This is a genomic window from Bacillus sp. ISL-4, assembly GCF_018613275.1.
GTDB lineage: Bacteria > Bacillota > Bacilli > Bacillales > DSM-1321 > Peribacillus > Peribacillus simplex_E.
On sequence record NZ_JAGGQN010000035.1, the window covers coordinates 31,815 to 55,952 of the forward strand.

Sequence of the window (24,138 nt, forward strand, 5' to 3'; positions counted from 1 at the left end):
GCCTCACGTTTGTCTGAACCTTAGACCCCTATCTTATGATGCGGATTTCCATCCGCTTTTTAGTTGAATTTGTGCCGTGGCAATTTATCCATATTATCAAGCATGATACCGGTTCCGATTGCTACACAATCCATTGGATGCTCGGCAACGAGTACTGGGACCTTAAGTTCTTCAGCAAGGAGTAAATCAATCCCGTGAAGCAATGCTCCTCCGCCTGTTAAAATGACGCCGCGGTCGATGATATCAGCAGAAAGTTCTGGCGGTGTCCGCTCAAGCACGCTTTTTGCAGCTTGTACAATGATGGAAACCTGTTCGCGAAGAGCCTCCTCAATTTCTTCCGAGTTGACCGAAATGGTTCTAGGCAATCCTGATACCATATCGCGCCCACGGATATCGATGACTTCATTACGAGATCCAGGGAAGACGGTTGCAACCTGGATTTTAATGTTTTCCGCTGTACGCTCACCAATAAGGAGCTTGTACTTCCGCTTGATATAATTTAAAATTTCATTATCGAATTTGTCACCGGCCATTTTGATAGAAGAAGATGTAACGATATCCCCCATTGAAAGAACGGCAATATCCGTTGTACCCCCGCCAATGTCTACGACCATATTGCCGCTTGGTTGAAAAATATCCATACCGGCACCGATAGCAGCCACTTTTGGTTCTTCTTCAAGGAATATTTTTTTCCCGCCGCTTTTTTCAGCAGCTTCTTTAATCGCTTTTTGTTCGACACTTGTTATGTTGGTCGGGCAGCAGATTAAAATTCTAGGCTTTGAAAGGAAGCCTTTCACATTCAATGTATTGATAAAATGCTTAAGCATCGATTCTGTTACATCAAAATCCGCAATGACACCGTCTTTTAAAGGACGGATTGCGATGATGTTTCCTGGAGTACGGCCTACCATTTTACGAGCTTCTTCCCCGACGGCAAGAACACGGTTCGTATTCTTATCAATCGCAACTACTGAAGGCTCATTTAACACAATTCCTTTACCTTTGACATGTATAAGAACATTGGCTGTTCCAAGATCTATCCCAATATCTCTAGCAAACATTTCTTAAATCCTCCTTGAATATCCTCACATATAACCTACTTCTGTCCTAATTGTTTATTTTACCATATTGCATTGGCACAAGTAAGTATGAATTATAAATAAACACTAATAAATACTATTATTACCTTTTTTGCCAATATGTAAAAAAAATCGATGCCTTATGTACTAAATTTTTCGCATTTCCCCATAAAAAAATCCCGGCATGGAACCGCAATCAAAGTTAAGAAAAAAGCTGACATTCACTTTCATGTCCCCTTATTCTGCCCCGATTGCCCAATTCACTTCCAATTGCCGGAATGATTAAAGTATCATTTAACGATTTCTTCTTCTCTTTCAGAACGTTTATATTTTAATTTTGTCGCTTCTCCACCTCTAAGGTGGCGAATGGATTTATGATAATCCAATATATCCTTCACTTCGTTAGCCAAATCAGGATTAATTTCTGGCAGCCTCTCAGTTAAGTCTTTATGAACCGTGCTTTTAGAGACTCCGAACTCTTTTGCAATGACGCGGACTGTTTTTCTAGTTTCCACGATATACTTTCCTATCTTGATAGTTCTTTCTTTGATGTAATCGTGCACACCACTCGACCTCCCCAAATTGGATGTGAGAAGTGTGAAATGAGATTCGTATTTTTCGAATCGAATACCGCTGCCCTATAAACAATAAAAGATAGAATTATTCACCTATTAGATAATTTGTAATAAACGATTCCTCACCTCAAACACTCTCTTTGCATGGTTTATAACATCTTATTAGCTTGGTTAAGAATATATGCCTAATCGGACAGGAGGTTTGGATTTATTTCTGATTTTCATCTATTTATTTTCATTAAACGTAAATTATTTCCCGAGAAATTTGTCAGAAATTCAAAGGTTTCAGCATATTGGCCAATATTTCCTCGAAAAAAAAAAGGAAGCCGTTCAAAGTGAACGGCTTCCTTTTACCAAATTTTCAGTTGTTGTCATTCGTAACGCTCTAGGTTTTTGTTTTGATATTATTAAAAATCTTAATCTTAATTAGATTGATTTAACGAATCTTTTAAGGAATCGCTGTCTTCAGTTGTATCTTCACCAGGGACAGAGCCTTCCTCATCAGTGCCACTCTCTAAATCAGTGCTCTCGTCAGTTTCGTCAACTGCAGGTGTTTCCTCTTTATCAGCTTCAGATCCTTCGACTGCAGGTGTTTCTTCTTTATTAGCTGAATCTTCAAGTTCGCTGCCTTCGGCTTCAGTTGCCGATTGAATCGCAGAAGCTTGTTTATCAACAAAATCAAGTGGGTTTAAAGCAATGTTATCTTTTCTGATTTCGAAGTGTACATGTACGCCAGCCTCTTCATTGATTTGGCTTTTTCCGGCTGTAGCAATTGCTTGTCCTTGTTTCACTTTGTCACCGACTGCAACCTTAATGTCTTTAACAGATTGATAACGGGTAACAACTCCATCTTCATGCTCTACTTCAACTAAATTTCCAAGTAACGCATCGTCTTGAACTTTCGTTACATTTCCACTTAAGGAAGCTTTTACATCGAAAGTCTTTCCATCTTCCATTGCAATGTCTATACCTTTGTTTTGCTCATATCTATTGTTGTAGAATACCAATGCTTCTTCTTGCGCCTTTTCATCCGCATTCACATCATAAAACTGTTTCTTGATAACCGTTTTGTTCGCATCGGCTACAGGCATCTTGATTGTCTCAAGATTACTATTAACCTCTACAGAAGGCTCACCATAGTTTTTTCCTGTTTCAGCTGATTCCTCTTTACCATCTTTAGCTGAATCGTCAAAACTATTTTGTAATAAGAAGGCCGCGGCTAAGATTATGGCTGCACTTGCGATATAGATTGCTGATAATGCCCAACGTTGTTTTAGTATACGTCGGATTGTGGAAGTTGGTTTCTTTTCTTCCTCTCTCATATTAATCACCTCAGCAATCATTCTGAACATTTTGTTAAGATTATATACATTCAGGAAAAAAATTTTTTAGATTTATTTTGTGGAAATGAAACCGATTTTATTCGTAGAATGGTAAAATGTTTGGTATCTTACTGTTGAAGGATGTTTAAATCATGAAAAAAGCTTTTAAACTTGTGTTAACGTTATTGCCCTTTCTATATATGATTGCCATTTGGATAATGTCGAGCAACCCCGATGATATGATTCTTGATCTACCCTCATCCTCAATTGACCGATTTATCAAAGAGGCACTTCATCTGGTCGAATTTGCCCTTTTGTATATATTATTAGTTTCCGCCCTTGCTGCAAACCAAAAACTGAAGCCTGGTTTAAGCCTGTTGGCGGCACTTGTGGCTTGCCTTTACGGAGTTATTGATGAGTACCACCAATCTTTCGTCCCATACCGCTCCTCTACCTTAATAGACGTCATTAAAGATATCATAGGAGTAGCAGCAGTCTATTTCCATGTCCAATATCATTATTTCAAGCGTGAACGGGGCTTTTTGACCATTATAGAAAAATTAAGCGCAAAAAAATGAGAGATGGGGATTCCCATCTCTCATTTTTTTGCTGTCATTGTATTCAGCCACTTATTTGAAGACTGAACTTTTACGCCTTTATAATAATATTTCACGATGTCTTCATAGGTTTTACCTTCCCTGGCCATGCCATTAGCACCGTATTGGCTCATTCCAACTCCGTGTCCGGATCCTTTTGTCGTGATGACAATCTGGTTGCCTTGACGCTCCCAGTCAAAATCGGATGATGTAAGCCCGAGCTTCTCACGAATTTGTTTTCCTGTCATTTTCTTTCCTGCGATTTCCACTACACCTACGCGATTACCTGATGTTCTTTCAATGACAGTCCCTATTGATGTTCCCGAAGAAAGACTTACACCCAGTTTTTTTTCAAAATCGGCAGTATCCACTACAACTTTATTATAAAATTTTGGTGATTCTTCTTTATCCCACGGACTGGATACACTTTTTAAATAAGGATAATCAGCTTGCCAATAGTCCTCGGAATTCTCCGTGTAGCCATTACTGGTCGAAAAAAAAGTGGCAGTAATCGGTTTTCCTTCATAGGTTAAAATTTGACCCGCAGTTTCTTTTATAGCCTTGTTAATTTTTTGCATCTTCGATTTATAATCAGAGCCCCACTGTTTTTTCAGCTCATCATTATTCTTATAAACTTGGTGCATGACCGTATCGCTTACATCGGCACCATTCGGCAAGCCCAATCGACTTTCGCTTATAAGCTGATTGACAATGTAAGTTCTAGCTGTCAATGCTTGAGCCTTCAGCGCTTCTTCTTCAAAATCCGCTGGCATTTCAGCCGCAACCACACCAGTCAAGTACGATTCAATCGGCAGTTTTTCAATCTTTTTTGCAGATGTTCGGTATACGGCAACTTCTACAGAACTCATTTCATTTGCAGCTACCTCTTTACCCTCATTCTTCACTTTCTTTTCTAATTGCTCGGTCAACTGCCCACTTGTCTTATCATTTGAAAATGGAAGCACAAGCACTGCCGGAATCATGATAATTACGAATGCTACTGCTATGAATAGTACGATCATCGGTTTGATTGCTTTCAAATTCCTGAGCCTCCCTACACTTGTTTTCTCTGCCGTATATAATCGTATCCAGCAGGTATCTTTACATAACAAATGTATGTCGAAGGACAAGCTTTTATGAATAGAAAAACGACATCTATTTAACTGTAGTCGATGAATCCGGATCAAGACAAAAAAAACCATTCACGGTTCAATGACTCGAACTGTGAATGGTTCTATAAGCTATTTATGCGTTTAAATCTGCAATTTTTTTTGTTTCAGCAGGTACATCTTCGTTAATACGTTCCACATCTGCACCTAGGGATGCCAATTTACCATGGAAATTCACGTACCCTCTGTCAAGATGCTTCAATTCTGTAACACGTGTAATGCCATCAGCAACCAATCCAGTCAGGATGAGCGCTGCCGCGGCACGTAAATCTGTTGCAGCTACTTCAGCACCTTGAATGTTAGTTGGTCCATTAACGATAACGGAACGACCTTCTATCTTAATATTGGCATTCATGCGACGGAATTCCTCAACATGCATAAAACGGTTTTCGAAAACGGTCTCCGTAATCATACTTGTTCCTTCAGCACGCAGTAATAATGCCATCATTTGCGATTGCATATCAGTCGGGAAACCAGGATGCGGCATTGTTTTGATATCAATGGCCTTCAAGGTTTTTGGACCGATAACGCGTAATCCATCTTCTTCTTCAAGAATTTTGACGCCCATTTCCTCCATTTTAGCAATAAGGGAAGTAAGGTGTTCAGGTACAGCTCCTTGAACAAGAACATTTCCGCCAGTAAGAGCGGCCGCAGTCATGAATGTACCAGCTTCGATACGGTCAGGTATAATCGTATGTTCAGTGCCATATAATTTATCGACACCTTCGATTCTCAACGTACCAGTACCGGCACCTCTGACTTTGGCACCCATTTTATTAAGGAGATTCGCAAGATCTACAATTTCAGGCTCTTTGGCCACATTTTCAAGAATTGTTATACCTTCAGCAAGTGTTGCTGCCATCATGATGTTTTCAGTGGCACCCACACTCGGGAAGTCAAGATACACTCTTGCACCCTTAAGTCTGCCTTCTACCTCGGCATCAATGAAACCATTGCCGACCTTCACTTTTGCTCCCATCGCTTCAAAACCCTTTAAATGCTGGTCGATAGGACGTGATCCGATGGCACAGCCACCAGGAAGAGCAACGCGGGCCCGGCCATTCCTTGCTAGTAATGAGCCCATCACTAAAACGGAAGCTCTCATTTTACGTACATATTCAAATGGTGCTTCTTCTAATAACTCTCTTGATGCATCTACAGTTACTTGATTGTCATGAAAGGCAACATCTGCATTTAAGTTGCGCAATACTTCATTGATTGTATATACATCGGAGAGCGTAGGAACATCTTTAATGATACTTTTCCCATCACTTGCTAATAATGTTGCAGCGATAACTGGCAAAACGGCGTTTTTAGCACCTTCTACTTTAACTGTCCCGCTAAGCCTTTTTCCGCCGCGGACGATGATTTTTTCCAAAAGTATTCCCCTCCGCGTCCATTTTCTCTATATTAATATTCAAACGTTATGATTGGTGTGCCAACTACAAAGTTCGTTCGGTCACCCAATCCTTCTGTCCGTAGCCCAAACTGCAAATTTAATTTTTCTTTTGTCAATGGTTGTTTAAACAATGTTGAATGTGCAGATATAGATGTAAAGTTTGTTTCATGCACACTCTCAATTTCCCTTGCTTGGAACATATCTAACAGGTCTTCAGTTTTAGAGTTTAAAACCGAATCCATATTATCATTGATAGACCCTTTAATACAAGAAAAAATTGAAGGAGTTCCTATAAATAGGTCATTCACCCTGTTTTGGAACGTAGCGGTAAAAAATGCCGCATTGGCTTCCTTCCACTCTTTCCCCTCCACTTCGTAAATAACATAGGTAACTTTATCAAATTTCTCTTCCGTTGTCATTATTTTGATAGACTCGGTCAGACCTGAATCGACATTGTAAGTTAACGCCTCAGCCTTCCAGCCGGAAGCATCATCTTTCCGGTGCCATTGAAATTGAGGGTATTTTCGTTTTAAAGCTGTAACTTCTCTTTCAAACTCTTGTTTAGTTGTAATCTCTTTATTTATTTCTCTAGTGAGTACAGACCAATCCCCTATGTCCAAATCTTCATCTTTTTGTAACAGTCCCACCATTTTAACTATATCTGGTTTACTTTCTGCCACAATCGTACTATTCCCAATTAAAATCACCGTCAAACCGAGAAATACTATGTATGTTAACATTTTTTTGTTTAAATTAAACATGTTAAATCCCTCCCCTTTTACACATTATTTCCATAAGGAGAGAGATCATACTTCAAGTTTTCCGACAATTGGTGACAACTTCCCCTTAAACTGGAAGGAAGTAACAGCGAATACAAGAGTAGAATCATATTTTGCTATAAGAAAACTCTTACAGCTTATCAGTCATTACTAAACATATACGGAAGTTGGTTTGCAAATCCCAGGTAGTCGAGGAAGAAATTACTTACAACTGAACCGATGGCAACCGTTAATAAAATATATAAAACCCTGGCCTTGATGACCGAATTGGATCTTAACATTTTATCAAAATGTAATGCCTGTAAAGCCCACCAGGTAACTGCGATGAAAAACAAGTGTGCAATAATCCCTGTTAAAGCCTGCTGTCCCATTGCTGAAAACATGTACATACCTCCTAAAAGACACCCGAATTCTATTCTAACACAAAACCCCTGCATATTTGGAATTTAAAAGGAAGAATTGCAAAATATCTTTTTAAAACTGTAAATAGAGGCTTGATCCAATGGAACAAGCCTCTGATACAGGCATTATATCATTTACTCGAAATAAAGTCTGTAAATTCACCAAATTGATCATGAATAAAATCAAAGGCAATATTTGGCGCCACCCCGAAAACAATGGTGCCTATCACGCAAATGATCAACACGGCGTAAAGACCCGGACGAATTTTAATGACCTTCTCCGAATGAATGGGTCGGAAATAGACCTGCACCAATAATCCGAAATAATACACATAGGAAACAATGGTTCCTGCAATCATGATTCCCGCAAGGACAAAATGTCCAGGCTCCGTTATGAATGTTCCTAGAAAAATATTGAGTTTGCCAATGAAACCTGTCGTCCCGGGAATTCCAGCAAGCGCCAGGATAAATACGGTGAATGCCATGGCAAGATACGGTGATTTCCTCCCAAGCCCTGCAAGAATGCTAATATCCTCTGACCCACTTTGACTGGAGAGCAGCTGAATGACTGCAAATACCCCTATATTCATCAATACATAAGCCATTAGATAAAACCAGACAGTATCCAGCAGGAAATATCCCCCGCCCAATGTTGCCACCGCTACAAGCAGGTAACCCGCATGGGCGATGCTTGAATAGGCGAACAATCGTTTTAAATTTTGCTGCCTTAACGCAACCACATTTCCAATGATGATCGTCAGCCCCGCCAATGAAGCTATATAGATATTATTTTTTTCCAAAAAGTCGAGCGCTCCGAACGTATCACCGGAAGCTGTTAGGAACAACGAGAGAAAAATGCGCAGGATGATGACGAAACCCGCCATTTTTGAAATTACACTCAAGAAGGCTGTGACCGGTGTCGGTGACCCCTCATAGACATCCGGCGCCCACATATGAAATGGGGCGGCAGCAATCTTGAAGGATACACCGACAAATACCATGAAGAAAGCGAGGCCCATAATGTACTGCAGCTGGCCGTCCGTCATTGCAGCCATCGTCCGGCTCATTTCGCCTAGATTGACGGAACCGGTCACTCCATATAAATAGCTCATTCCGAATAAAGTGATCGCTGTGGAAATGCCTCCGTTTAACACATACTTCATGGACGCTTCGTTGGACTTCCGATCATGCTTGCGTATTCCGACCAATATATAAGATGAAAGTGAAAGAAGTTCCAGTCCAACGAACAGCGTTATCAAATCACCGCTTGAGGACATGACCATCGCCCCAAGCAAAGCAGTCAGGAACAGGTAATAAAATTCCCCCCGGTGCTCCCGCAGCCCCTCTTGCGGTTCATATCCTTCAGCCAGAAGGATGATGAGGGCCGCTCCGAATAAAAGCAGCAGCTTAAAAGCTTTTGCAAATGAATCTAAACGAAACGTATCGGATAAGATACTGACCGTTTCAAAGGATAGCAGGCTAATTAGTGACAAACATGCCAAAATGATTCCGGTTAACGCGAGCCATGCCAGTTTTCTCCGATCAAAGTGCTTCGGCCAGAATAGATCCAATATCGAAAGAAACATGGCCGTTCCAAGGATGATGAATTCCGGCATCATCGCTCCCCAATCATAAGAAAGCATCGTGTTCCAATCCATCCTTCATCGCCCCCCTAGAGCTAGCATCATGGCTTCAATCGTTCCTTGAAGAGGCCCGCCTAACAAATTTGGGTATACCCCAACAGTTATTATCAAACCGAGAAGAACCAATGCTGGAAAAAACTCCCAGCCCTTAAGGTCCCGTTTCTCTGTTTCTATCAAGCTATCATTTTTTCCAAAAGTCATCCGCATGACCGCCCTCAGTACATAAACAGCGGTTAATACCAGCCCGATCACACCTATTGCCGCAAGCAACGGCTGACTTTTGAATAAGCCAAGAAATACCATGAATTCACTGATGAAGCCTGACATGCCGGGCAAACCGAGTGAAGCCAGCCCGCTAGCTAACATAAATCCTGAAAAAATCGGCATCGACTTGGCCAATCCCCCAAGCTTAGGGAGCATCGTGGTTCCCGTCCGCTCATACAACACTCCCACCAGGAAAAACAACAAAGCGGCAATTAGCCCGTGTGAGATGACTTGAAAAATGGCTCCCTGAATGCCCGCTTCATTCAAGGCTCCCAGCCCCATCATGACGATACCCATATGTGAGATTGAAGAGTAGGCTAAAACGAGCTTGAAATCCGTTTGTACCAACGCTAGAAATGCACCATATAAAAAACTGAGGACACCAAACAGGACAATGGTAAAGGCCAAGCTTTTATATTGTTCAAGAAATATCCCCATTCCAAACCGGATGATTCCGTATGCCCCTATTTTTAATAGGACACCCGCATGTATCATGACTATGGATGGAGGTGCTTCTGCATGGACCCGCACCATCCAGCTGTGAAAGGGAAAGACGGGCAGCTTAATCGCAAATGCAACGAGAAAGGCGAGACATAAACCAAATTTCATCGAACCGGATATGGGTGCAAAAAGCGAAACACCGCCCATTGTCATCATCTGTGTCAATGCCGCAATGTTAGTCGTACCTGTCCTGGCAAACAAAATCAAAATGGCCACCAATAAAACGGCCGAACCAATGCCATTATAAATCAGAAAACTATAAGAAGCTTTCTCCCTCTCCAGAAATCCCCATCTACCAATTAAAAAGAACGCAGGAATCAAAGTCATTTCAAAAAAGATGAAAAAAAGGATCAGATTTTCTGCCGTGAAGACACCGAGCATTCCGATCTCCAGGATCAAAAATAACAAATAATACCCTTTCCAATCTTTTTTTATATAAATGGAGGCGATTGCGGCGAGTGATGAAATGATTGTTGTCAGTAATATGAAGATGAGGCTTAAGCCATCCAGCCCCAACTCAAAGTCAACCGTGAAGAGTTTGGGATCATACATCTCCAAGTTCCCAAACCTGATCCAATTCAACTTAATGTCAAATAAGGATAGGGCCACACCCGAATAATATTGGCTGCATAAAAAGAACGAGAGGAAAAGGGGAGGCAGTGTTCCGAAAAAACCAAATTGTTTAATCGTCCTTTCCTCTTTTTTCGGCATAAGGGCAACCATCACTATGCCCAGCAGCGGTGAAAACACTAATAGCGAGAGCAAATAGACATTCATCTTAGATACCCCCCAGTCACTGCAAAAATCACCAACAGTACCGCAAGTCCCAGAAAGGCTATCATGCCATATTGCTGTCCCTGTCCCGTTTGCAGTTTAGACCCTATTTTCCCCAATCCTTCTATTGAACTTGTTACAGTGGAAACCAGGCCACCGATAATGAACCTTTCAATATAAGATAGGAATATACTAAAGCCTTTGATTGCATAACCTGCAGTAAGGTGGTAAATCTCATCTATATAATACTTATTTTCCAAAACCCTATATACCCCGGAGTTTTCTTTGACAAGCCATTCCCGAGGTAACTTCTTTTTAGCGTATATCATATAAGCAAGGTATATCCCGGCCAGCGATACAAGCACGGCCAACAACATGATCCAAACGGGCCCCTCACTATGGCTGGCGCCTAGAAGAGTTTCATTTCCCTCCACAAGCCACTCCCCAAGGAAAGTTCCAAACCACGGTGTTTGGATATACCCACCGATTACAGCAAGCAACGCCAATGCGAGCATCGGAATTAACATGATGGAAGGTGATTCCTTGACCTGTTTTACTTGACTGCGCGAGTCGCCTGCAAATATCATGAAAAACAGCCGGAACATATAAAACGCAGTTAAAAAGGAGGTAACCACCGCTAGACCAAACAATATATAACTACCATTCTCCCAGGCAGCCATCAGAATTTCATCTTTACTGAAAAAACCCGAGAGCAACGGAAACCCCGATATCGCCAAAGTGCCAGTCAAGAACAGCGGCCCAGTCCAATTCAACTTACCCCATAGACCGCCCATCTTTTCCATATCCTGTGTATGTATAGCGTGAATAACACTGCCTGCCGACAAAAACAGCAATGCTTTAAAAAAGGCATGGGTCATTAAATGAAACACCCCGGCCACATATCCCGAAGTACCCAAAGCAAGCATCATAAAACCAAGCTGAGAGATTGTCGAATAGGCCAATACACGCTTAACATCCTTTTGCACTATGGCAATGCTTGCGGCAAATATGGCTGTAATTCCACCTGTTATTGCTACGACCTGCATCGCAGCAGAACTAGCCATGAATAACGGAAACATGGCCGCCACCAGGTAAACCCCTGCAGCAACCATGGTTGCTGCGTGTATCAATGCGGAAACCGGAGTCGGGCCTTCCATTGCATCCGGAAGCCAAGTGTGAAGTGGAAATTGTCCAGACTTCCCAACCGCACCGATAAAAATCAAAATAGCGATTAAAGTCAGTTTTCCACTTGATATCATGCCCGATTGAACGGCTTGAAAGATCTCTCCATATTCAAAGCTGCCTGTTTCCCAGAATAGAAGAATGATGCCGATTAAGAGCCCTACATCCCCAATCCTGGTCATGATGAATGCCTTCTTCGCTGCAGCCTTAGCTTCCAGTTTATAAAAGTAAAACCCGATGAGCAGGAAAGAACCCACCCCAACCAATTCCCAGAAGATATAAAGCTGTAATAAATTAGGTGCCATGACTAGACCAAGCATCGCAAAGATGAAGAAGCCCAGATAAGCATAAAAAATGGAGAATCGCACTTCACCCTTCATATACCCCTTCGAATATATCTGGACAAGCAGGCTGACAAGGGAAACGATCACAAGCATCAAGGCATTAAGCTGATTGATTTCGAATCCGGCTGTAAGTTGTGTCCCTCCGAAGGACAGCCAATCTATCGATATATTATAAGTAGGTTCTTTAAATCGTTCTATCAGGACAAGCAACGATAAAACAAACGAAGCCAATGTACATATTATTCCTATAAAAGCCCCTCGTTCCCGCAACCGCCCGCCTGATAGAAGCAGAACCAGAAACGTGACGAGTGGAAAGATCGGTATGAGCCATGCGTGCTCCATCATCGTATCAAATCCCCTTCTTCATTTATATAAACCTTCAATTCTTCATTATTTTCATTTCATCGACATTGACCGTCTTCCGATTGCGATAAAGGGACATTAGTATAGCCAGCCCTACAGCTGCCTCGGCAGCAGCGATCGTAATCGTGAATAAGGAAAAAACTTGACCCGTAATGGATGGCGTTACCCCGAATTTACTGAAGGCGACTAAATTGATATTGGCGGCGTTCAGCATCAGCTCGATTGAAATCAAAACAATGACCGCATTTCTTTTCGTCAAGGCCCCATACAGCCCTATACAAAATAAAACGAGTGCCAATACAAGGTAAGCCGACAAGGGAACTCCCGTCATGATCGATCTCCCTCCTCATCATCTTTTTTAGCCAGTACGATGGCACCGACTAAAGCAACAAGCAGGAGTACCGACATCACTTCAAATGGAATCACATATTTTGAAAAAAGTTCGATTCCTATTTGCTTTGTATTTTCCTCATGCAAGGCCGTCGGCTGTACAGGTATATCCAGATTATAAATCCCCAGATAAACCGCCACGGCGAATCCAGCTATCGCTGCGAGCAAGGAGAATTTCCCCCAGCCCCCTTTAGCGGGTGCATCATTTTCCTGGTGCTTTGTCAGCATAATCCCGAATAGCATCACGATTGTGATTGCCCCTGAATAAATAAGGATTTGGACAATGGCGACAAACTCGGCCGAAAGCAACATATAAATGCCTGCAATGCCCAAGAAAGTAAAGACAAGTGCGATTACCATGTGCACCACTTTTGTTAAGGTAATCAGCAGCACCCCGCCTAATATCGCGACGAGTGCCAAACCAATAAAGGCAATTAATTCACCCGACAAACTCATACCTTATTCACCTTCCGGATATTTTCATCATTTTCATCCAGCCATTCCAGATTTTTGAATAGATGATCACGGCTATACTCTGCCAACTCGAATTGATTCGTCATCACGATCGCTTCTGTAGGGCAAACCTCCGTACATAAATCACATAAAATGCAAATCTCGAAATTGATGTCATACGTATCGATGATTTTCCCTTTTTTCGATGGGTCCGGATGTTTCTTACCAGTTAATTGAATACAATCCGTTGGACAAATCGTCACGCATTGATTGCATACAATACACTTTTCAGGATAGAATTTTTGGATTCCCCGGAATCGGTCAGGGAGCGGAAGCGGCTCATTCGGGTAGTCATAGGTCACTTTTTTCCTCGTCAAGTTCTTTAATGTATAGGTTAAACCTTTTGCTAAACCAAGCATATAAATCCCTCGCTTTCCGACCAGCTTATGTTTCTAAAAAAGGTTAATCAATTCTTTTATTAGTGCCGTCAAAAATATATTTGCTAATGCAACCGGAAGCAGCACTTTCCATCCGAATTCCATCAATTGATCGGCCCTTATACGAGGAAAGGTTACACGAATCCAGACCAATACATAGAATACGGCACTGAACTTCAAACCGAACCAGATGGCTGCCGGAATAAAATCCAAAAACGGAATAGAATTCCATCCCCCTAAAAATAATACAGTGGTTAGCGTTGCCATTGCAAACATATACACATATTCGGATAACATGAAGAAAGCCCATCGAAATCCAGAGTATTCAACATGATAGCCTGCAACAAGTTCGGATTCCGCTTCCGGAAGGTCAAAAGGAACCCTGTTCAACTCGGCAACCGCTGCAATAAAAAACACGATAAACGCAATCGGCTGAAGAAAAATGAACCAAACCTTTTCCTGGGCTGCAACTATATCATTCAAGTTTAAACTGCCTGCTAGGAGGACAATTCCCACTAGCGACATCACCAATGGGATCTCATAAGATATCATTTGCGCGGCTGCCCTCATTCCGCCAATCAAAGAATATTTATTATTGGAAGCCCAACCCGCAGTGACGATGCCGATGGTCGATATGCCGGAAATCGCAATATAATAAAGCAGTCCGACACCTATATCCGCAAATTGGAAGGCATCGGTGAACGGCAAGGTGGCAAGGACCATGAAAGCAGGAGCAAAAGCAATTACCGGAGCTAAAATATATAACGGCTTATCAGCTTTTTTGGGTATCGTATCTTCCTTGATCAGAAGTTTCAAAACGTCAGCAACGGTCTGCAAGAGACCCCATTTCCCCCCAATTTGGTTTGGGCCGACACGCATTTGCATGAACCCCATTATTTTTCGCTCTGAAAGGATTCCATAGGTTACAAACCCTAATACGACGAACAGGAGCAGGACGGCCAAACCAAAAAAAATGCCAAAATTCAGTAGACTTGGAGCGGAGTGGAGAAGATCCTTGATCATTTATCCATCAACCTCCCCTAAAACGATATCGATTGCACCTAATATCGTTATCAAGTTCGCCATATTTTCCCCTTCCAATAATTTCGGAAGAATTTGCAGATTATAAAATGAAGGTCTGCGAAATTTCAAACGGTATGGCTCCTTTTTCCCTTCACTTGCGATATAACAGCCTATTTCCCCTCTTGGCGATTCAATTCGGACAAATGCTTCACCCTTAGGGACCTTTATTATTTTAGGGACCTTAGCAAGGATCGGCCCTTCTGGGAATTGCTCAACCGCCTGCTCGATGATTTTCAGTGATTCTTCGATTTCTTCCATTCTACAGTGATAACGTGAAAAGGCGTCACCCTCTTCCCTTGTAGGAACATCAAACGTGAACCTGTCATAAATGGAATATGGCTCATTTTTTCGTAAATCCCATTCCACACCTGTACACCTTAAGTTGGCACCGCTAAGCGAATACTGCAGGGCTTCTTCCTTCGTATAGATGCCCACCCCTTTAACCCGATTAACAAAGATTTCATTCCCTGTCACAAGCTCATGGTAACCGGCAAGCTGCTCCCTCATATAAGGAACAAACTCGGCAACCTTCGCAATCCAGTCTTCAGGAGCATCCCATTTCACGCCTCCGACACGCATATAATTGAATGTAAGGCGTGCCCCTGACAATTCAGTCAATAAATTAACGATCATTTCACGTTCTCGAAATGCGTATAGGAAAGGGCTCGTCGCACCTATATCCAGCAAGTATGTACCCCACCAGACAAGGTGGCTTGCCACTCTGCCCAATTCCATTGCGATAACCCGCAAATATTCTGCCCTTTCGGGGATCTCCACCCCCATCATTGTCTCAACAGCATGGCAAAGCACATAATTATTTGTCATTGCCGCTAGATAATCGAGCCGATCGGTATATGGGATTATTTGTGTATATTGCAGATTTTCCGCTAGTTTTTCCGTACCGCGATGCAAATACCCAATGACAGGTGTTGCCTCTTTTATAATTTCACCGTCAATCTTGATGACAAGCCGAAAAACACCATGTGTACTCGGATGCTGCGGCCCGACATTGAGAAGCATTTCTTCCGTCCTTAACATTGGGCTTACACCTCCACATCATAAGGCTGATAATCTTTTCTAAGGGGATACCCTTTCCATTCTTCCCCAAGTAAAATCCGTTTTAAATCAGGGTGTTCATAAAAGTTAATACCTAATAAATCATACGCCTCACATTCTGGCCAATTTGCTCCTGACCATAATGGGACCAATGATGGAATAACGGGAGAATCCCTATCAAGTTTCACCTTCAAGGCAACTGATTGGTTCATTTTGAATGAATGTAAATGTACATAGATTTCCATATGGGTTTCAAAGTCCGTACCATGAAGTTCCGATAAATACGAAAAGTTAAGCCGTTCATCGTACCGCAGAAATTTTGCTATTGAGAAATATGTATCCGGATTAGCCACTAAAGTGGGTACATCTTTTGATAATCTATTAATATAGTGCTCTGATAATGTCCCTTGTCCAACATGGCTCTCAATAGCAGAAACGATTTGATCAAGTTTCGACTGATTTGGGGAAAGTTCGATAGGGTTGTTAGCTTCCTCGCTTTCCTTTACAGCAGTCCTGCTCTTCGCAGCAGCAGCTGCCTTCGCCTTGGCTGCTGCCGCCGCCTTTTGCTTCGCTATATCCATATCGCCTTCCGGCTTTTCCGCCGCTTCTTCTTTCGCCTGTTTTCGGGCTAATGCGGCTGCCTTCGCCTTGGCTGCTGCCGCTGCTTTTTGCTTCGCTTTATCCATTTCGCCTTCCGGCTTTTCCGCCGCTTCTTCTTTCGCCTGTTTTCGGGCCAATGCCGCTGCCTTCGCCTTGGCTGCTGCCGCCGCTTTTTGCTTCGCTATATCCGTTTCGCCTTCCGGCCTTTCCGCACTTTCAGCTTTCGCCTGTTTTCGGGCCAATGCCGCTGCCTTCGCCTTGGCTGCTGCCGCCGCTTTTTGCTTTGCTATATCCATTTCGCCTTCCGGCTTTTCTGCATTTTCAGCTTTCGCCTGTTTTCGGGCCAATGCTTCAGCCTTCGCCTTGGCCGCTGCCTCCGCTTTTTGCTTCGCTTTATCCATTTCGCCTTCCGGCTTTTCCGCACTTTCAGCTTTCGCCTGTTTTTGGGCCAGTGCTTCAGCCTTCGCCTTGGCCGCTGCCTCCTCTTTTTGTTTCGCTATATCCATTTCGCCTTCCGGCTTTTCCGCATTTTCAGCTTTCGCCTGTTTTCGGGCCAATGCTTCAGCCTTCGCCTTGGCCGCTGCCGCCGCTTTTTGCTTCGCTATATCCATTTCGCCTTCCGGCTTTTCCGCACTTTCAGCTTTCGCCTGTTTTCGGGCCAGTGCTTCAGCCTTCGCCTTGGCCGCTGCCTCCGCTTTTTGTTTCGCTAAGTCCACCTTTTCACTCATCTATATCACCCGCTTTCCGGTTTTCGCCTCGTAACGGATTTTTTCTTTTAATTTATTGATCCCATAAATAAGTGCAGCTGGGTTTGGGGGACAACCCGGTATATACACATCGACAGGTACAATTTGATCTACCCCCTTGACCACTGAGTAAGAGTGAACATAAGGCCCACCAGCAGTTGCACAGGATCCCATCGCAATAACCCATTTCGGTTCTGGCATTTGTTCGTATAATCTACTTATTATTGGAGCCATTTTTTTCGTTACCGTTCCTGAAACAATCATGACATCCGATTGTCTGGGTGATGTCCGAAAAAATGAACCAAATCGGTCCAAATCATAATGAGAGGAACCGACACCCATCATTTCAATTGCACAACATGCCAAACCGAAAGTCATTGGCCAGAGTGAGTTACTTCTAGCCCAGCCTTTTATTTGCTCAAGTGTGGATAAAAAAATGCTATGGCGCATTTCTTCCATTTCTTTAGGGGTAAGTTCATCCAACTTCAATTCCACTTTAACACCTTCTTTTTCCAAGCGTAGATTAGCCCAAGCATTAGGATCAGGACAAAAAACAGCATTTCAATCAATGCAAACAGTCCGAGTTCATCATAGGCAACCGCCCATGGATAAAGAAAAACCGTTTCCACATCAAATATGACGAACATCAATCCGAATAGATAATACCTGACATTGAATTGAACCCTTGAATCCTGAAAAGGTTCGATTCCACTTTCATAAGTCGTATATTTCATATCTGTCGGTTTATACGGCCTTAGCAGTCTACCAAGAAATAAAGCGATCACAGGTAATAAAATGCCAAGACAAAGGAAAACAAATACAATTAAATAATTATTTTGGTAAATATGCAGCTGTCCCATGTTCATCTCCCTTTATGGATAATTCATGTTAAATGGGTACAATTCAAATTTGCTTGTCTTCTTTTTGGATACCGTTTTAAATATTATGCAGGGTAACATTCTTTTAGAAGCAAAGTGAAAGGAGGGGGTATGAAGCAATAAATGTAAGCGTATACATTATAACATTAGGATAAAATCATGTCGACGAGTTAAGGTTTAAAATGGAAAATACTTTACTCTATAATTCGACCTTTTTTTCCTAATTCCGATATTCAATGTCAAAAATCCTCAAAAACCTCTTGGATAAAAAAAAACACCTGATCTTACCACGAATGGTTTGATCAGGTGTTTCTTCATTTAAAGTTATCGCATTTCAGCAATTTGGATACGGTTGATGGCACGTTTAAACGCTAAATCAGCCCTTTTGGCATCATTTGATCCATCATTGTTCTGCAATCTTTGTTCAGCACGGGTCTTTGCTGCTTGAGCACGTGCAAGATCGATAGTTTCAGCTCTTTCAGCAGATTGAGCTAAAATGGTTACCACATCAGGGCGGACTTCCAAGAAGCCACCATTTACAGCTACATAGTCTGTGTTGCTTCCATTTTTAAGACGGACAGCACCGATGGTAAGAGGAGCTACAGTCGGAACGTGTCCAGCCATAATTCCCAGCTCACCGCTTTTAGCTTTAGTGCTTACCATTTCAACTTCTGCATCATATACTGGGCCATCGGGAGTAACAACATTGACTTTAATGGTCTTCATTTCATTCCCTCCTAGGTCCCTTTAATTAAGCCATTTCTTTTGCTTTAGCAATAACTTCTTCGATGCGGCCAACTAGACGGAAAGCATCTTCAGGAAGTTCGTCATATTTTCCAGCTAGGATATCTTTGAATCCTTGGACTGTTTCTTTAACTGGTACATAAGATCCTTTTTGACCAGTGAATTGTTCAGCCACGTGGAAGTTTTGTGACAAGAAGTTTTGAATTCTACGAGCACGGGCAACGATTACTTTTTCGTCTTCGCTTAACTCGTCCATACCCAAGATGGCAATAATATCTTGAAGTTCTTTATATTTCTGTAAAGTTGATTGCACTTGACGAGCCACTTTATAATGCTCAGCTCCAACGATCTCTGGGCTAAGAGCACGAGAAGAAGACGCCAATGGATCAACTGCTGGGTAGATACCCATTTCAGAAAGTTTACGTTCAAGGTTAGTTGTTGCATCCAAGTGAGCGAAAGTTGTAGCTGGAGCCGGATCCGTATAGTCATCGGCAGGTACATAGATCGCTTGAATGGATGTAACTGAACCTTTATTTGTTGATGTGATACGTTCTTGTAATTGACCCATTTCTGTAGCAAGGGTTGGTTGGTAACCTACCGCTGAAGGCATACGACCTAATAGGGCAGAAACCTCAGAACCTGCTTGAGTGAAACGGAAAATGTTATCGATGAAGAAAAGAACGTCTTGTCCTTGTTCGTCACGGAAATATTCAGCCATTGTCAAACCACTTAAAGCTACACGCATACGTGCACCTGGTGGCTCGTTCATTTGTCCGAATACCATTGCTGTTTTCTTAATAACACCAGAATCAGTCATCTCGTAGAAAAGGTCATTTCCTTCACGAGTACGCTCACCTACACCAGCGAATACCGAGATACCGCCGTGCTCTTGTGCGATGTTATTAATAAGTTCTTGGATAAGTACAGTTTTACCAACACCGGCACCACCGAAAAGACCGATTTTACCACCTTTGATGTAAGGTGCAAGTAAATCTACTACTTTAATACCCGTTTCAAGAATTTCAACGGATGTTGATAATTCTTCAAAAGTTGGTGCTTGTCTGTGAATTGGATCACGACGCACCTCTGCTGTAAGTGGTTCAAATAGGTCAATGTTTTCCCCTAATACGTTGAAAACGCGGCCTAGAGTTACTTCACCTACAGGAACGGAAATTGGAGCTCCTGTATCAACAGTCTCTGCACCACGAGTTAAACCATCAGTGGAAGACATTGCTACAGTACGAACTGTATTATCACCTAGTTGAAGGGCTACTTCAAGAGTTAGTCCTGTACCAGACGCTGTATTTTCGATTCTTAACGCGTTATAGATCTTAGGAAGTTGTCCGTCTTCGAATTTCACGTCAACAACCGGACCCATAACTTGAGTAACGCGTCCTATATTCATCGTTTTCCCTCCTAACGTTGCTTATAACGACTATCGAGATTATGGAACGGCCAAGCTTCGTTCGGGCCGACCGTCCCCTTTAATGATTTTATTCTAAAGCTGCTGCACCGCCAACAATTTCCGTGATTTCTTGAGTAATTGCGGCCTGACGTGCACGGTTATATTGCAATGAAAGCGAGTCGATCAATTCTTTCGCATTATCGGTTGCATTTTTCATTGCAGTCATACGTGCAGAGTGCTCACTTGCTTTACCATCTAACAAAGCACCATAAATTAAACTTTCTGCGTACTGAGGTAGTAATACCTCAAGAATTTCTTCTGCATTCGGTTCAAATTCATAAGAAGTCAATGCTGCATTGGAAGTATTAAAGTCAGCTAATGGAAGGACTTGCGTTTCCGTTACATCCTGCTGGATTGGGCTGACATAATGGTTATAGTACATATAAAGCTCATCACACAGTTCATTTAGATACAAATTCACTGTTGATTTAGCAAAGGAGCTAATGTCAGCGAAAGACGGCTGATCGGGAACCCCTATTACTTCAAGCTCTACGTGCATATTACGGCTGACAAAGAAATCACGGCCAACCCTTCCGATTGCGATAATGACGAACTCATCATTGGATTTATGGCGTTCAAGAATAGTTTTATGAACGTGGCGAAGGATGCTACTGTTGTATGCACCTGCCAATCCGCGGTCCGATGTGATTACCAGGTAACCGGTTTTCTTCACTGGACGTGAGGTAAGCATTGGATGAGATGCACCCGTACTTCCGTTCGCAATACTTGATACTACTTCTTGAATTTTTTCCATATATGGAACATATGCTTTAGCATTAGCTTCAGCACGGTTCATTTTAGAAGCAGATACCATCTGCATCGCTTTTGTAATTTGACTCGTCTTTTTCGTTGAAGTAATCCGAGACTTAATATCGCGTAAAGAGGCCATTCATTCTCACCACCCTTTATAAATTAGTTAGACCTTATTATTCAGAAATAACGAAGTTCTTTTTGAACTCGTTAATTGCAGCAACGATAGCAGCGTCTTCAGGAAGACCTTTAGTTGTGCGAATGTGATCTAATAATTCTGGATGAGAACGATCTAGGAACACATAGTATTCTTCTTCAAAACGAAGGATATCCGATACTGGAATATCATCTAGATGACCTTTAGTCAATGCATAGAAAATCATGACTTGTTTTTCAACTTTAATTGGTTTATTTAGATCTTGCTTAAGAACTTCAACTGTACGAGCACCACGGTTAAGTTTTGCTTGAGTAGCAGCATCAAGATCAGAACCGAATTGGGAGAATGCTTCCAATTCACGATAAGAAGCTAAGTCTAGACGTAATGTACCAGCAACTTTTTTCATCGCTTTAATTTGTGCAGATCCACCAACACGGGATACGGAAAGACCAGCGTTAATCGCAGGACGTACACCTGAGAAGAACAAATCAGATTGTAAGAAGATTTGTCCATCTGTGATGGAAATAACGTTTGTTGGAATGTAAGCAGAGATATCGCCTGCTTGTGTTTCAACAAATGGAAGCGCAGTAATTGAACCGGCACCTAAAGTGTCATTCAATTTAGCTGCACGCTCAAGTAAGCGGGAGTGCAAGTAGAATACATCCCCAGGGAATGCTTCACGACCTGGAGGACGGCGAAGAAGCAAGGAAAGTTCACGGTATGCTGATGCTTGTTTAGAAAGATCATCATATACCACTAAAACGTGCTTGCCGGCGAACATGAACTCTTCACCCATAGTCACACCAGCATATGGAGCTAGGTATAAAAGTGGTGCTGGTTGAGAAGCTGATGCAGATACAACAATTGTGTAATCTAGTGCACCATTTTTACGTAGTGTCTCAACTGTTCCACGAACTGTTGATTCTTTTTGACCAATAGCAACATAAATACAGATCATGTCTTGGTCAGCTTGGTTAAGGATTGTATCGATTGCAACTGATGTTTTACCAGTTTGACGGTCACCAATGATTAACTCACGTTGTCCGCGTCCGATTGGTACTAGAGCATCGATTGCTTTAATCCCTGTTTGTAATGGCTCATGAACAGATTTACGGTCCATAACACCTGTAGCAGGGCTTTCGATTGGACGAGTTTTTGTTGTAGCGATTGGACCAAGACCATCTAATGGTTGTCCTAGCGGATTCACGACACGTCCGATTAATTCTTCTCCAACTGGCACTTCCATGATACGGCCAGTACGGCGTACTTCACTGCCTTCTTGAATGTCTCTGAATGGTCCAAGAATAACAACACCTACGTTATTTTGCTCAAGGTTTTGTGCCAATCCCATTGAACCATTAGAAAATTCTAAGAGCTCCCCAGCCATTGCATTATCTAAACCATGAACGCGAGCGATACCATCACCAACAGTGATTACTGTACCTACATCGCTTACTTTAATTTCCGACTGATAGTTTTCAATCTGCTTTTTAATCAGCGCACTGATTTCTTCAGCTTTGATGCTCATGAATTTCACCCCTATCTGTGAATATTAACCTAATAGTTGTTTGCTAAGGCGATCAAGCTTCCCGCTTATCGTTCCGTCATAAATACGGTTACCGATTTGAAGTTTGATGCCGCCAAGAATACTGCTATCCGTAACATTAGTGATACGCAAATTACGTTTGCCGATTTTTGCAGCAAAAGCTGAAGACACAGCTTCCGCTTCAGCTTCAGTTAAAGGATTAACTGTATAAACAGTCGCGTCCGCAACTGAATTTTCTTCATTCGCAAGTTCAATGAACTCTTGTGCCATAGCAGTCACTTCATCTGTACGATGACGCTCCACCATTAACATTACAGTATTTTGAACGGAAGACGAAAGACTTGCAAATGCATTTGCAAGCAATGTATTTTTTGCATCGCTAGTCATTTTAGGATGAGCCAAGAAGTTTAATAGCTCTTTATCATTTGTGAAAACGTCATTCACTATGCGAAGCTCTTCTTCAAGTTGGTTAATGAGATTTTGCTCTTTCGCAATTTGGAAAAGAGCTACAGCATAACGTCCTGCTACAGTTATATCGCTCATTTACCTTCTCCTGCCTCTTGAATATATTCATTGATTAGTTTTTCTTGATCAGCTGATGAAAGTTCTTTCTCAATCACCTTAGAGGCGATCATGACAGATAATGAAGCAACTTGCTCGCGTAAGGCGGCAACTGCTTTTTCTCTCTCTTGAACGATTTCACGTTTTGCTGATTCTTTAACACGTTCAGCCTCTGCACGCGCTTGATTAATAATATCTTCGCGCTGTGCTTCGCCTTGTTGCTTAGCATTCTCTATAAGTTGTCCCGCTTCAGTGCGAGATTGTTTTACGATTTCACGCTGTTCTTCTAAATATTTCAGTGCTTCTTTTCTACTAACTTCAGCTGCTTCAATTTCATTCGCAACATGCTCTTCACGTTCTTTCATGATGCCCATTAGCGGACCCCATGCAAACTTCTTAAGCAACGCTAACAAAATAATAAAGATTACAAGCTGGTATATGATATCCCCACCATTAAAGTGGACTGCTTGACCAAGAACATAATTGCTTGTTAACACGCTCGGTTCACTCCCTTCATGAGATTCACTATTGAAGTTCTGTATTTTCGATTGACAGTATCACTGTCATAAATGTTCACTTTAACACAGAGCAATGGCGAAGGGTCTCCTTGGATCATCTTCGCCATTATTGAACTTTTTCAAGTTATCTTATTTACCCATTACAATAAACGCGATAACTACAGCGATGATTGGAAGTGCCTCAACTAACGCAATACCAACGAACATTGTAGTTTGAAGCATACCACGAGCTTCTGGCTGACGAGCCATTCCTTCAATTGTACGCCCTACGATAAGACCATTACCAATACCCGCACCTAGTGCACCTAATCCAACTGCGATAGCAGCAGCTATAAGACCTAAAGAACCTGTCATGATAAATTT

At 42.1% G+C, this 24,138-nt stretch carries 26 protein-coding genes; 1 reads left to right on the plus strand and 25 read right to left on the minus strand.

What is annotated here, in order from left to right:
* Window positions 1-59 precede the first annotated feature (59 nt).
* The 3 genes from mreB to spoIIQ form a co-directional block, all read right to left on the minus strand.
* Entirely contained in the window at window positions 60-1,061 is a 1,002-nt protein-coding gene (mreB, locus tag J7J00_RS19965) for a rod shape-determining protein (protein WP_214793980.1), read from the minus strand.
* A gap of 308 nt (window positions 1,062-1,369) precedes the next feature.
* Window positions 1,370-1,642 carry a sporulation transcriptional regulator SpoIIID gene (gene spoIIID / locus J7J00_RS19970; RefSeq protein WP_034315767.1) on the minus strand — a complete coding sequence of 91 codons (273 nt, stop codon included), beginning with the start codon at window positions 1,640-1,642 and terminating at the stop codon, window positions 1,370-1,372.
* Window positions 1,643-2,076: 434 nt separating this feature from the next.
* Window positions 2,077-2,976 carry a stage II sporulation protein SpoIIQ gene (spoIIQ, locus tag J7J00_RS19975; protein WP_214793983.1) on the minus strand — a complete coding sequence of 300 codons (900 nt, stop codon included), beginning with the start codon at window positions 2,974-2,976 and terminating at the stop codon, window positions 2,077-2,079.
* A 152-nt stretch (window positions 2,977-3,128) separates the two neighbouring features.
* Between spoIIQ and J7J00_RS19980 the strand changes: the two genes are divergently transcribed.
* Window positions 3,129-3,554, plus strand: coding sequence for a VanZ family protein (locus J7J00_RS19980; protein ID WP_076368335.1), 426 nt, complete (start codon window positions 3,129-3,131; stop codon window positions 3,552-3,554).
* A gap of 20 nt (window positions 3,555-3,574) precedes the next feature.
* On the opposite strand, the gene spoIID is transcribed toward J7J00_RS19980, so the two are convergent.
* The 22 genes from spoIID to atpE form a co-directional block, all read right to left on the minus strand.
* On the minus strand, window positions 3,575-4,612 hold the full coding sequence (spoIID, locus tag J7J00_RS19985) for a stage II sporulation protein D (protein ID WP_286201490.1): 1,038 nt from the start codon (window positions 4,610-4,612) through the stop codon (window positions 3,575-3,577).
* Window positions 4,613-4,817: 205 nt separating this feature from the next.
* Complete coding sequence (gene murA / locus J7J00_RS19990) at window positions 4,818-6,119, minus strand: UDP-N-acetylglucosamine 1-carboxyvinyltransferase (protein ID WP_214793986.1); 1,302 nt, start codon at window positions 6,117-6,119, stop codon at window positions 4,818-4,820.
* A 32-nt stretch (window positions 6,120-6,151) separates the two neighbouring features.
* Window positions 6,152-6,901, minus strand: coding sequence for a YwmB family TATA-box binding protein (locus J7J00_RS19995; RefSeq protein ID WP_214793989.1), 750 nt, complete (start codon window positions 6,899-6,901; stop codon window positions 6,152-6,154).
* A 158-nt stretch (window positions 6,902-7,059) separates the two neighbouring features.
* Window positions 7,060-7,302, minus strand: a complete 243-nt coding sequence (locus J7J00_RS20000; protein WP_034315776.1) for a DUF1146 family protein — start codon at window positions 7,300-7,302, stop codon at window positions 7,060-7,062.
* Between the two features lie 149 nt (window positions 7,303-7,451).
* Window positions 7,452-8,978: an NADH-quinone oxidoreductase subunit NuoN gene (nuoN, locus tag J7J00_RS20005; RefSeq protein ID WP_214793992.1), complete on the minus strand. Its 1,527-nt coding sequence runs from the start codon at window positions 8,976-8,978 to the stop codon at window positions 7,452-7,454.
* A 3-nt stretch (window positions 8,979-8,981) separates the two neighbouring features.
* Entirely contained in the window at window positions 8,982-10,505 is a 1,524-nt protein-coding gene (locus J7J00_RS20010) for a complex I subunit 4 family protein (protein ID WP_214793995.1), read from the minus strand.
* The gene (nuoL, locus tag J7J00_RS20015; protein ID WP_214793998.1) at window positions 10,502-12,373 is read right to left on the minus strand and encodes an NADH-quinone oxidoreductase subunit L; all 1,872 of its coding nucleotides are present in this window, start codon (window positions 12,371-12,373) and stop codon (window positions 10,502-10,504) included. Before nuoL ends, J7J00_RS20010 begins: the two co-directional genes overlap by 4 nt.
* 34 nt (window positions 12,374-12,407) lie before the next feature.
* Complete coding sequence (gene nuoK / locus J7J00_RS20020) at window positions 12,408-12,722, minus strand: NADH-quinone oxidoreductase subunit NuoK (protein WP_214794001.1); 315 nt, start codon at window positions 12,720-12,722, stop codon at window positions 12,408-12,410.
* Entirely contained in the window at window positions 12,719-13,237 is a 519-nt protein-coding gene (locus J7J00_RS20025; RefSeq protein ID WP_076368342.1) for an NADH-quinone oxidoreductase subunit J, read from the minus strand. The genes nuoK and J7J00_RS20025 overlap by 4 nt, the downstream gene beginning before the upstream one ends.
* A complete protein-coding gene (nuoI, locus tag J7J00_RS20030; protein WP_048685828.1) occupies window positions 13,234-13,653 on the minus strand; it encodes an NADH-quinone oxidoreductase subunit NuoI in 420 nt (139 codons plus the stop codon). The genes J7J00_RS20025 and nuoI overlap by 4 nt, the downstream gene beginning before the upstream one ends.
* Window positions 13,654-13,686: 33 nt before the next feature.
* A complete protein-coding gene (nuoH, locus tag J7J00_RS20035) occupies window positions 13,687-14,694 on the minus strand; it encodes an NADH-quinone oxidoreductase subunit NuoH (protein ID WP_214794004.1) in 1,008 nt (335 codons plus the stop codon).
* Window positions 14,695-15,792, minus strand: coding sequence for an NADH-quinone oxidoreductase subunit D (locus tag J7J00_RS20040; RefSeq protein ID WP_098371645.1), 1,098 nt, complete (start codon window positions 15,790-15,792; stop codon window positions 14,695-14,697).
* Window positions 15,793-15,797: 5 nt separating this feature from the next.
* Window positions 15,798-17,138 (minus strand): NADH-quinone oxidoreductase subunit C, encoded by a 1,341-nt coding sequence (locus J7J00_RS20045; RefSeq protein ID WP_214794007.1) that lies wholly within the window; start codon window positions 17,136-17,138, stop codon window positions 15,798-15,800.
* Window positions 17,139-17,615 (minus strand): NuoB/complex I 20 kDa subunit family protein, encoded by a 477-nt coding sequence (locus J7J00_RS20050; RefSeq protein ID WP_170946902.1) that lies wholly within the window; start codon window positions 17,613-17,615, stop codon window positions 17,139-17,141.
* Window positions 17,616-17,641: 26 nt separating this feature from the next.
* Entirely contained in the window at window positions 17,642-18,016 is a 375-nt protein-coding gene (locus J7J00_RS20055; protein ID WP_076368347.1) for an NADH-quinone oxidoreductase subunit A, read from the minus strand.
* Window positions 18,017-18,358: 342 nt separating this feature from the next.
* Window positions 18,359-18,760: a F0F1 ATP synthase subunit epsilon gene (locus J7J00_RS20060; protein ID WP_214794010.1), complete on the minus strand. Its 402-nt coding sequence runs from the start codon at window positions 18,758-18,760 to the stop codon at window positions 18,359-18,361.
* 25 nt (window positions 18,761-18,785) lie between these two features.
* The gene (gene atpD, locus J7J00_RS20065) at window positions 18,786-20,183 is read right to left on the minus strand and encodes a F0F1 ATP synthase subunit beta (RefSeq protein WP_061465696.1); all 1,398 of its coding nucleotides are present in this window, start codon (window positions 20,181-20,183) and stop codon (window positions 18,786-18,788) included.
* Between the two features lie 88 nt (window positions 20,184-20,271).
* Complete coding sequence (atpG, locus tag J7J00_RS20070) at window positions 20,272-21,132, minus strand: ATP synthase F1 subunit gamma (RefSeq protein WP_214794013.1); 861 nt, start codon at window positions 21,130-21,132, stop codon at window positions 20,272-20,274.
* A 37-nt stretch (window positions 21,133-21,169) separates the two neighbouring features.
* Entirely contained in the window at window positions 21,170-22,678 is a 1,509-nt protein-coding gene (atpA, locus tag J7J00_RS20075; RefSeq protein WP_034315812.1) for a F0F1 ATP synthase subunit alpha, read from the minus strand.
* Window positions 22,679-22,702: 24 nt separating this feature from the next.
* A complete protein-coding gene (locus J7J00_RS20080; protein ID WP_214794016.1) occupies window positions 22,703-23,239 on the minus strand; it encodes a F0F1 ATP synthase subunit delta in 537 nt (178 codons plus the stop codon).
* Entirely contained in the window at window positions 23,236-23,754 is a 519-nt protein-coding gene (gene atpF, locus J7J00_RS20085) for a F0F1 ATP synthase subunit B (protein ID WP_063234153.1), read from the minus strand. The genes J7J00_RS20080 and atpF overlap by 4 nt, the downstream gene beginning before the upstream one ends.
* A gap of 150 nt (window positions 23,755-23,904) precedes the next feature.
* On the minus strand, window positions 23,905-24,129 hold the full coding sequence (gene atpE, locus J7J00_RS20090; protein WP_034315818.1) for a F0F1 ATP synthase subunit C: 225 nt from the start codon (window positions 24,127-24,129) through the stop codon (window positions 23,905-23,907).
* Window positions 24,130-24,138 lie beyond the last annotated feature (9 nt).

What these genes read in the sequence shown, in the direction of transcription:
- mreB (WP_214793980.1), bottom strand. Translation starts at nt 1,061, where the DNA reads ATGTTTGCTAGAGATATTGGGATAGATCTTGGAACAGCCAATGTTCTT.
- spoIIQ (WP_214793983.1), bottom strand. Translation starts at nt 2,976, where the DNA reads ATGAGAGAGGAAGAAAAGAAACCAACTTCCACAATCCGACGTATACTA.
- J7J00_RS19980 (WP_076368335.1), top strand. Translation starts at nt 3,129, where the DNA reads ATGAAAAAAGCTTTTAAACTTGTGTTAACGTTATTGCCCTTTCTATAT.
- J7J00_RS19995 (WP_214793989.1), bottom strand. Translation starts at nt 6,901, where the DNA reads ATGTTTAATTTAAACAAAAAAATGTTAACATACATAGTATTTCTCGGT.
- J7J00_RS20000 (WP_034315776.1), bottom strand. Translation starts at nt 7,302, where the DNA reads ATGTTTTCAGCAATGGGACAGCAGGCTTTAACAGGGATTATTGCACAC.
- nuoN (WP_214793992.1), bottom strand. Translation starts at nt 8,978, where the DNA reads ATGGATTGGAACACGATGCTTTCTTATGATTGGGGAGCGATGATGCCG.
- J7J00_RS20010 (WP_214793995.1), bottom strand. Translation starts at nt 10,505, where the DNA reads ATGAATGTCTATTTGCTCTCGCTATTAGTGTTTTCACCGCTGCTGGGC.
- nuoL (WP_214793998.1), bottom strand. Translation starts at nt 12,373, where the DNA reads ATGATGGAGCACGCATGGCTCATACCGATCTTTCCACTCGTCACGTTT.
- nuoK (WP_214794001.1), bottom strand. Translation starts at nt 12,722, where the DNA reads ATGACGGGAGTTCCCTTGTCGGCTTACCTTGTATTGGCACTCGTTTTA.
- J7J00_RS20025 (WP_076368342.1), bottom strand. Translation starts at nt 13,237, where the DNA reads ATGAGTTTGTCGGGTGAATTAATTGCCTTTATTGGTTTGGCACTCGTC.
- nuoI (WP_048685828.1), bottom strand. Translation starts at nt 13,653, where the DNA reads ATGCTTGGTTTAGCAAAAGGTTTAACCTATACATTAAAGAACTTGACG.
- nuoH (WP_214794004.1), bottom strand. Translation starts at nt 14,694, where the DNA reads ATGATCAAGGATCTTCTCCACTCCGCTCCAAGTCTACTGAATTTTGGC.
- J7J00_RS20040 (WP_098371645.1), bottom strand. Translation starts at nt 15,792, where the DNA reads ATGTTAAGGACGGAAGAAATGCTTCTCAATGTCGGGCCGCAGCATCCG.
- J7J00_RS20045 (WP_214794007.1), bottom strand. Translation starts at nt 17,138, where the DNA reads ATGAGTGAAAAGGTGGACTTAGCGAAACAAAAAGCGGAGGCAGCGGCC.
- J7J00_RS20050 (WP_170946902.1), bottom strand. Translation starts at nt 17,615, where the DNA reads ATGGAAGAAATGCGCCATAGCATTTTTTTATCCACACTTGAGCAAATA.
- J7J00_RS20055 (WP_076368347.1), bottom strand. Translation starts at nt 18,016, where the DNA reads ATGGGACAGCTGCATATTTACCAAAATAATTATTTAATTGTATTTGTT.
- J7J00_RS20060 (WP_214794010.1), bottom strand. Translation starts at nt 18,760, where the DNA reads ATGAAGACCATTAAAGTCAATGTTGTTACTCCCGATGGCCCAGTATAT.
- atpD (WP_061465696.1), bottom strand. Translation starts at nt 20,183, where the DNA reads ATGAATATAGGACGCGTTACTCAAGTTATGGGTCCGGTTGTTGACGTG.
- atpG (WP_214794013.1), bottom strand. Translation starts at nt 21,132, where the DNA reads ATGGCCTCTTTACGCGATATTAAGTCTCGGATTACTTCAACGAAAAAG.
- atpA (WP_034315812.1), bottom strand. Translation starts at nt 22,678, where the DNA reads ATGAGCATCAAAGCTGAAGAAATCAGTGCGCTGATTAAAAAGCAGATT.
- J7J00_RS20080 (WP_214794016.1), bottom strand. Translation starts at nt 23,239, where the DNA reads ATGAGCGATATAACTGTAGCAGGACGTTATGCTGTAGCTCTTTTCCAA.
- atpE (WP_034315818.1), bottom strand. Translation starts at nt 24,129, where the DNA reads ATGACAGGTTCTTTAGGTCTTATAGCTGCTGCTATCGCAGTTGGATTA.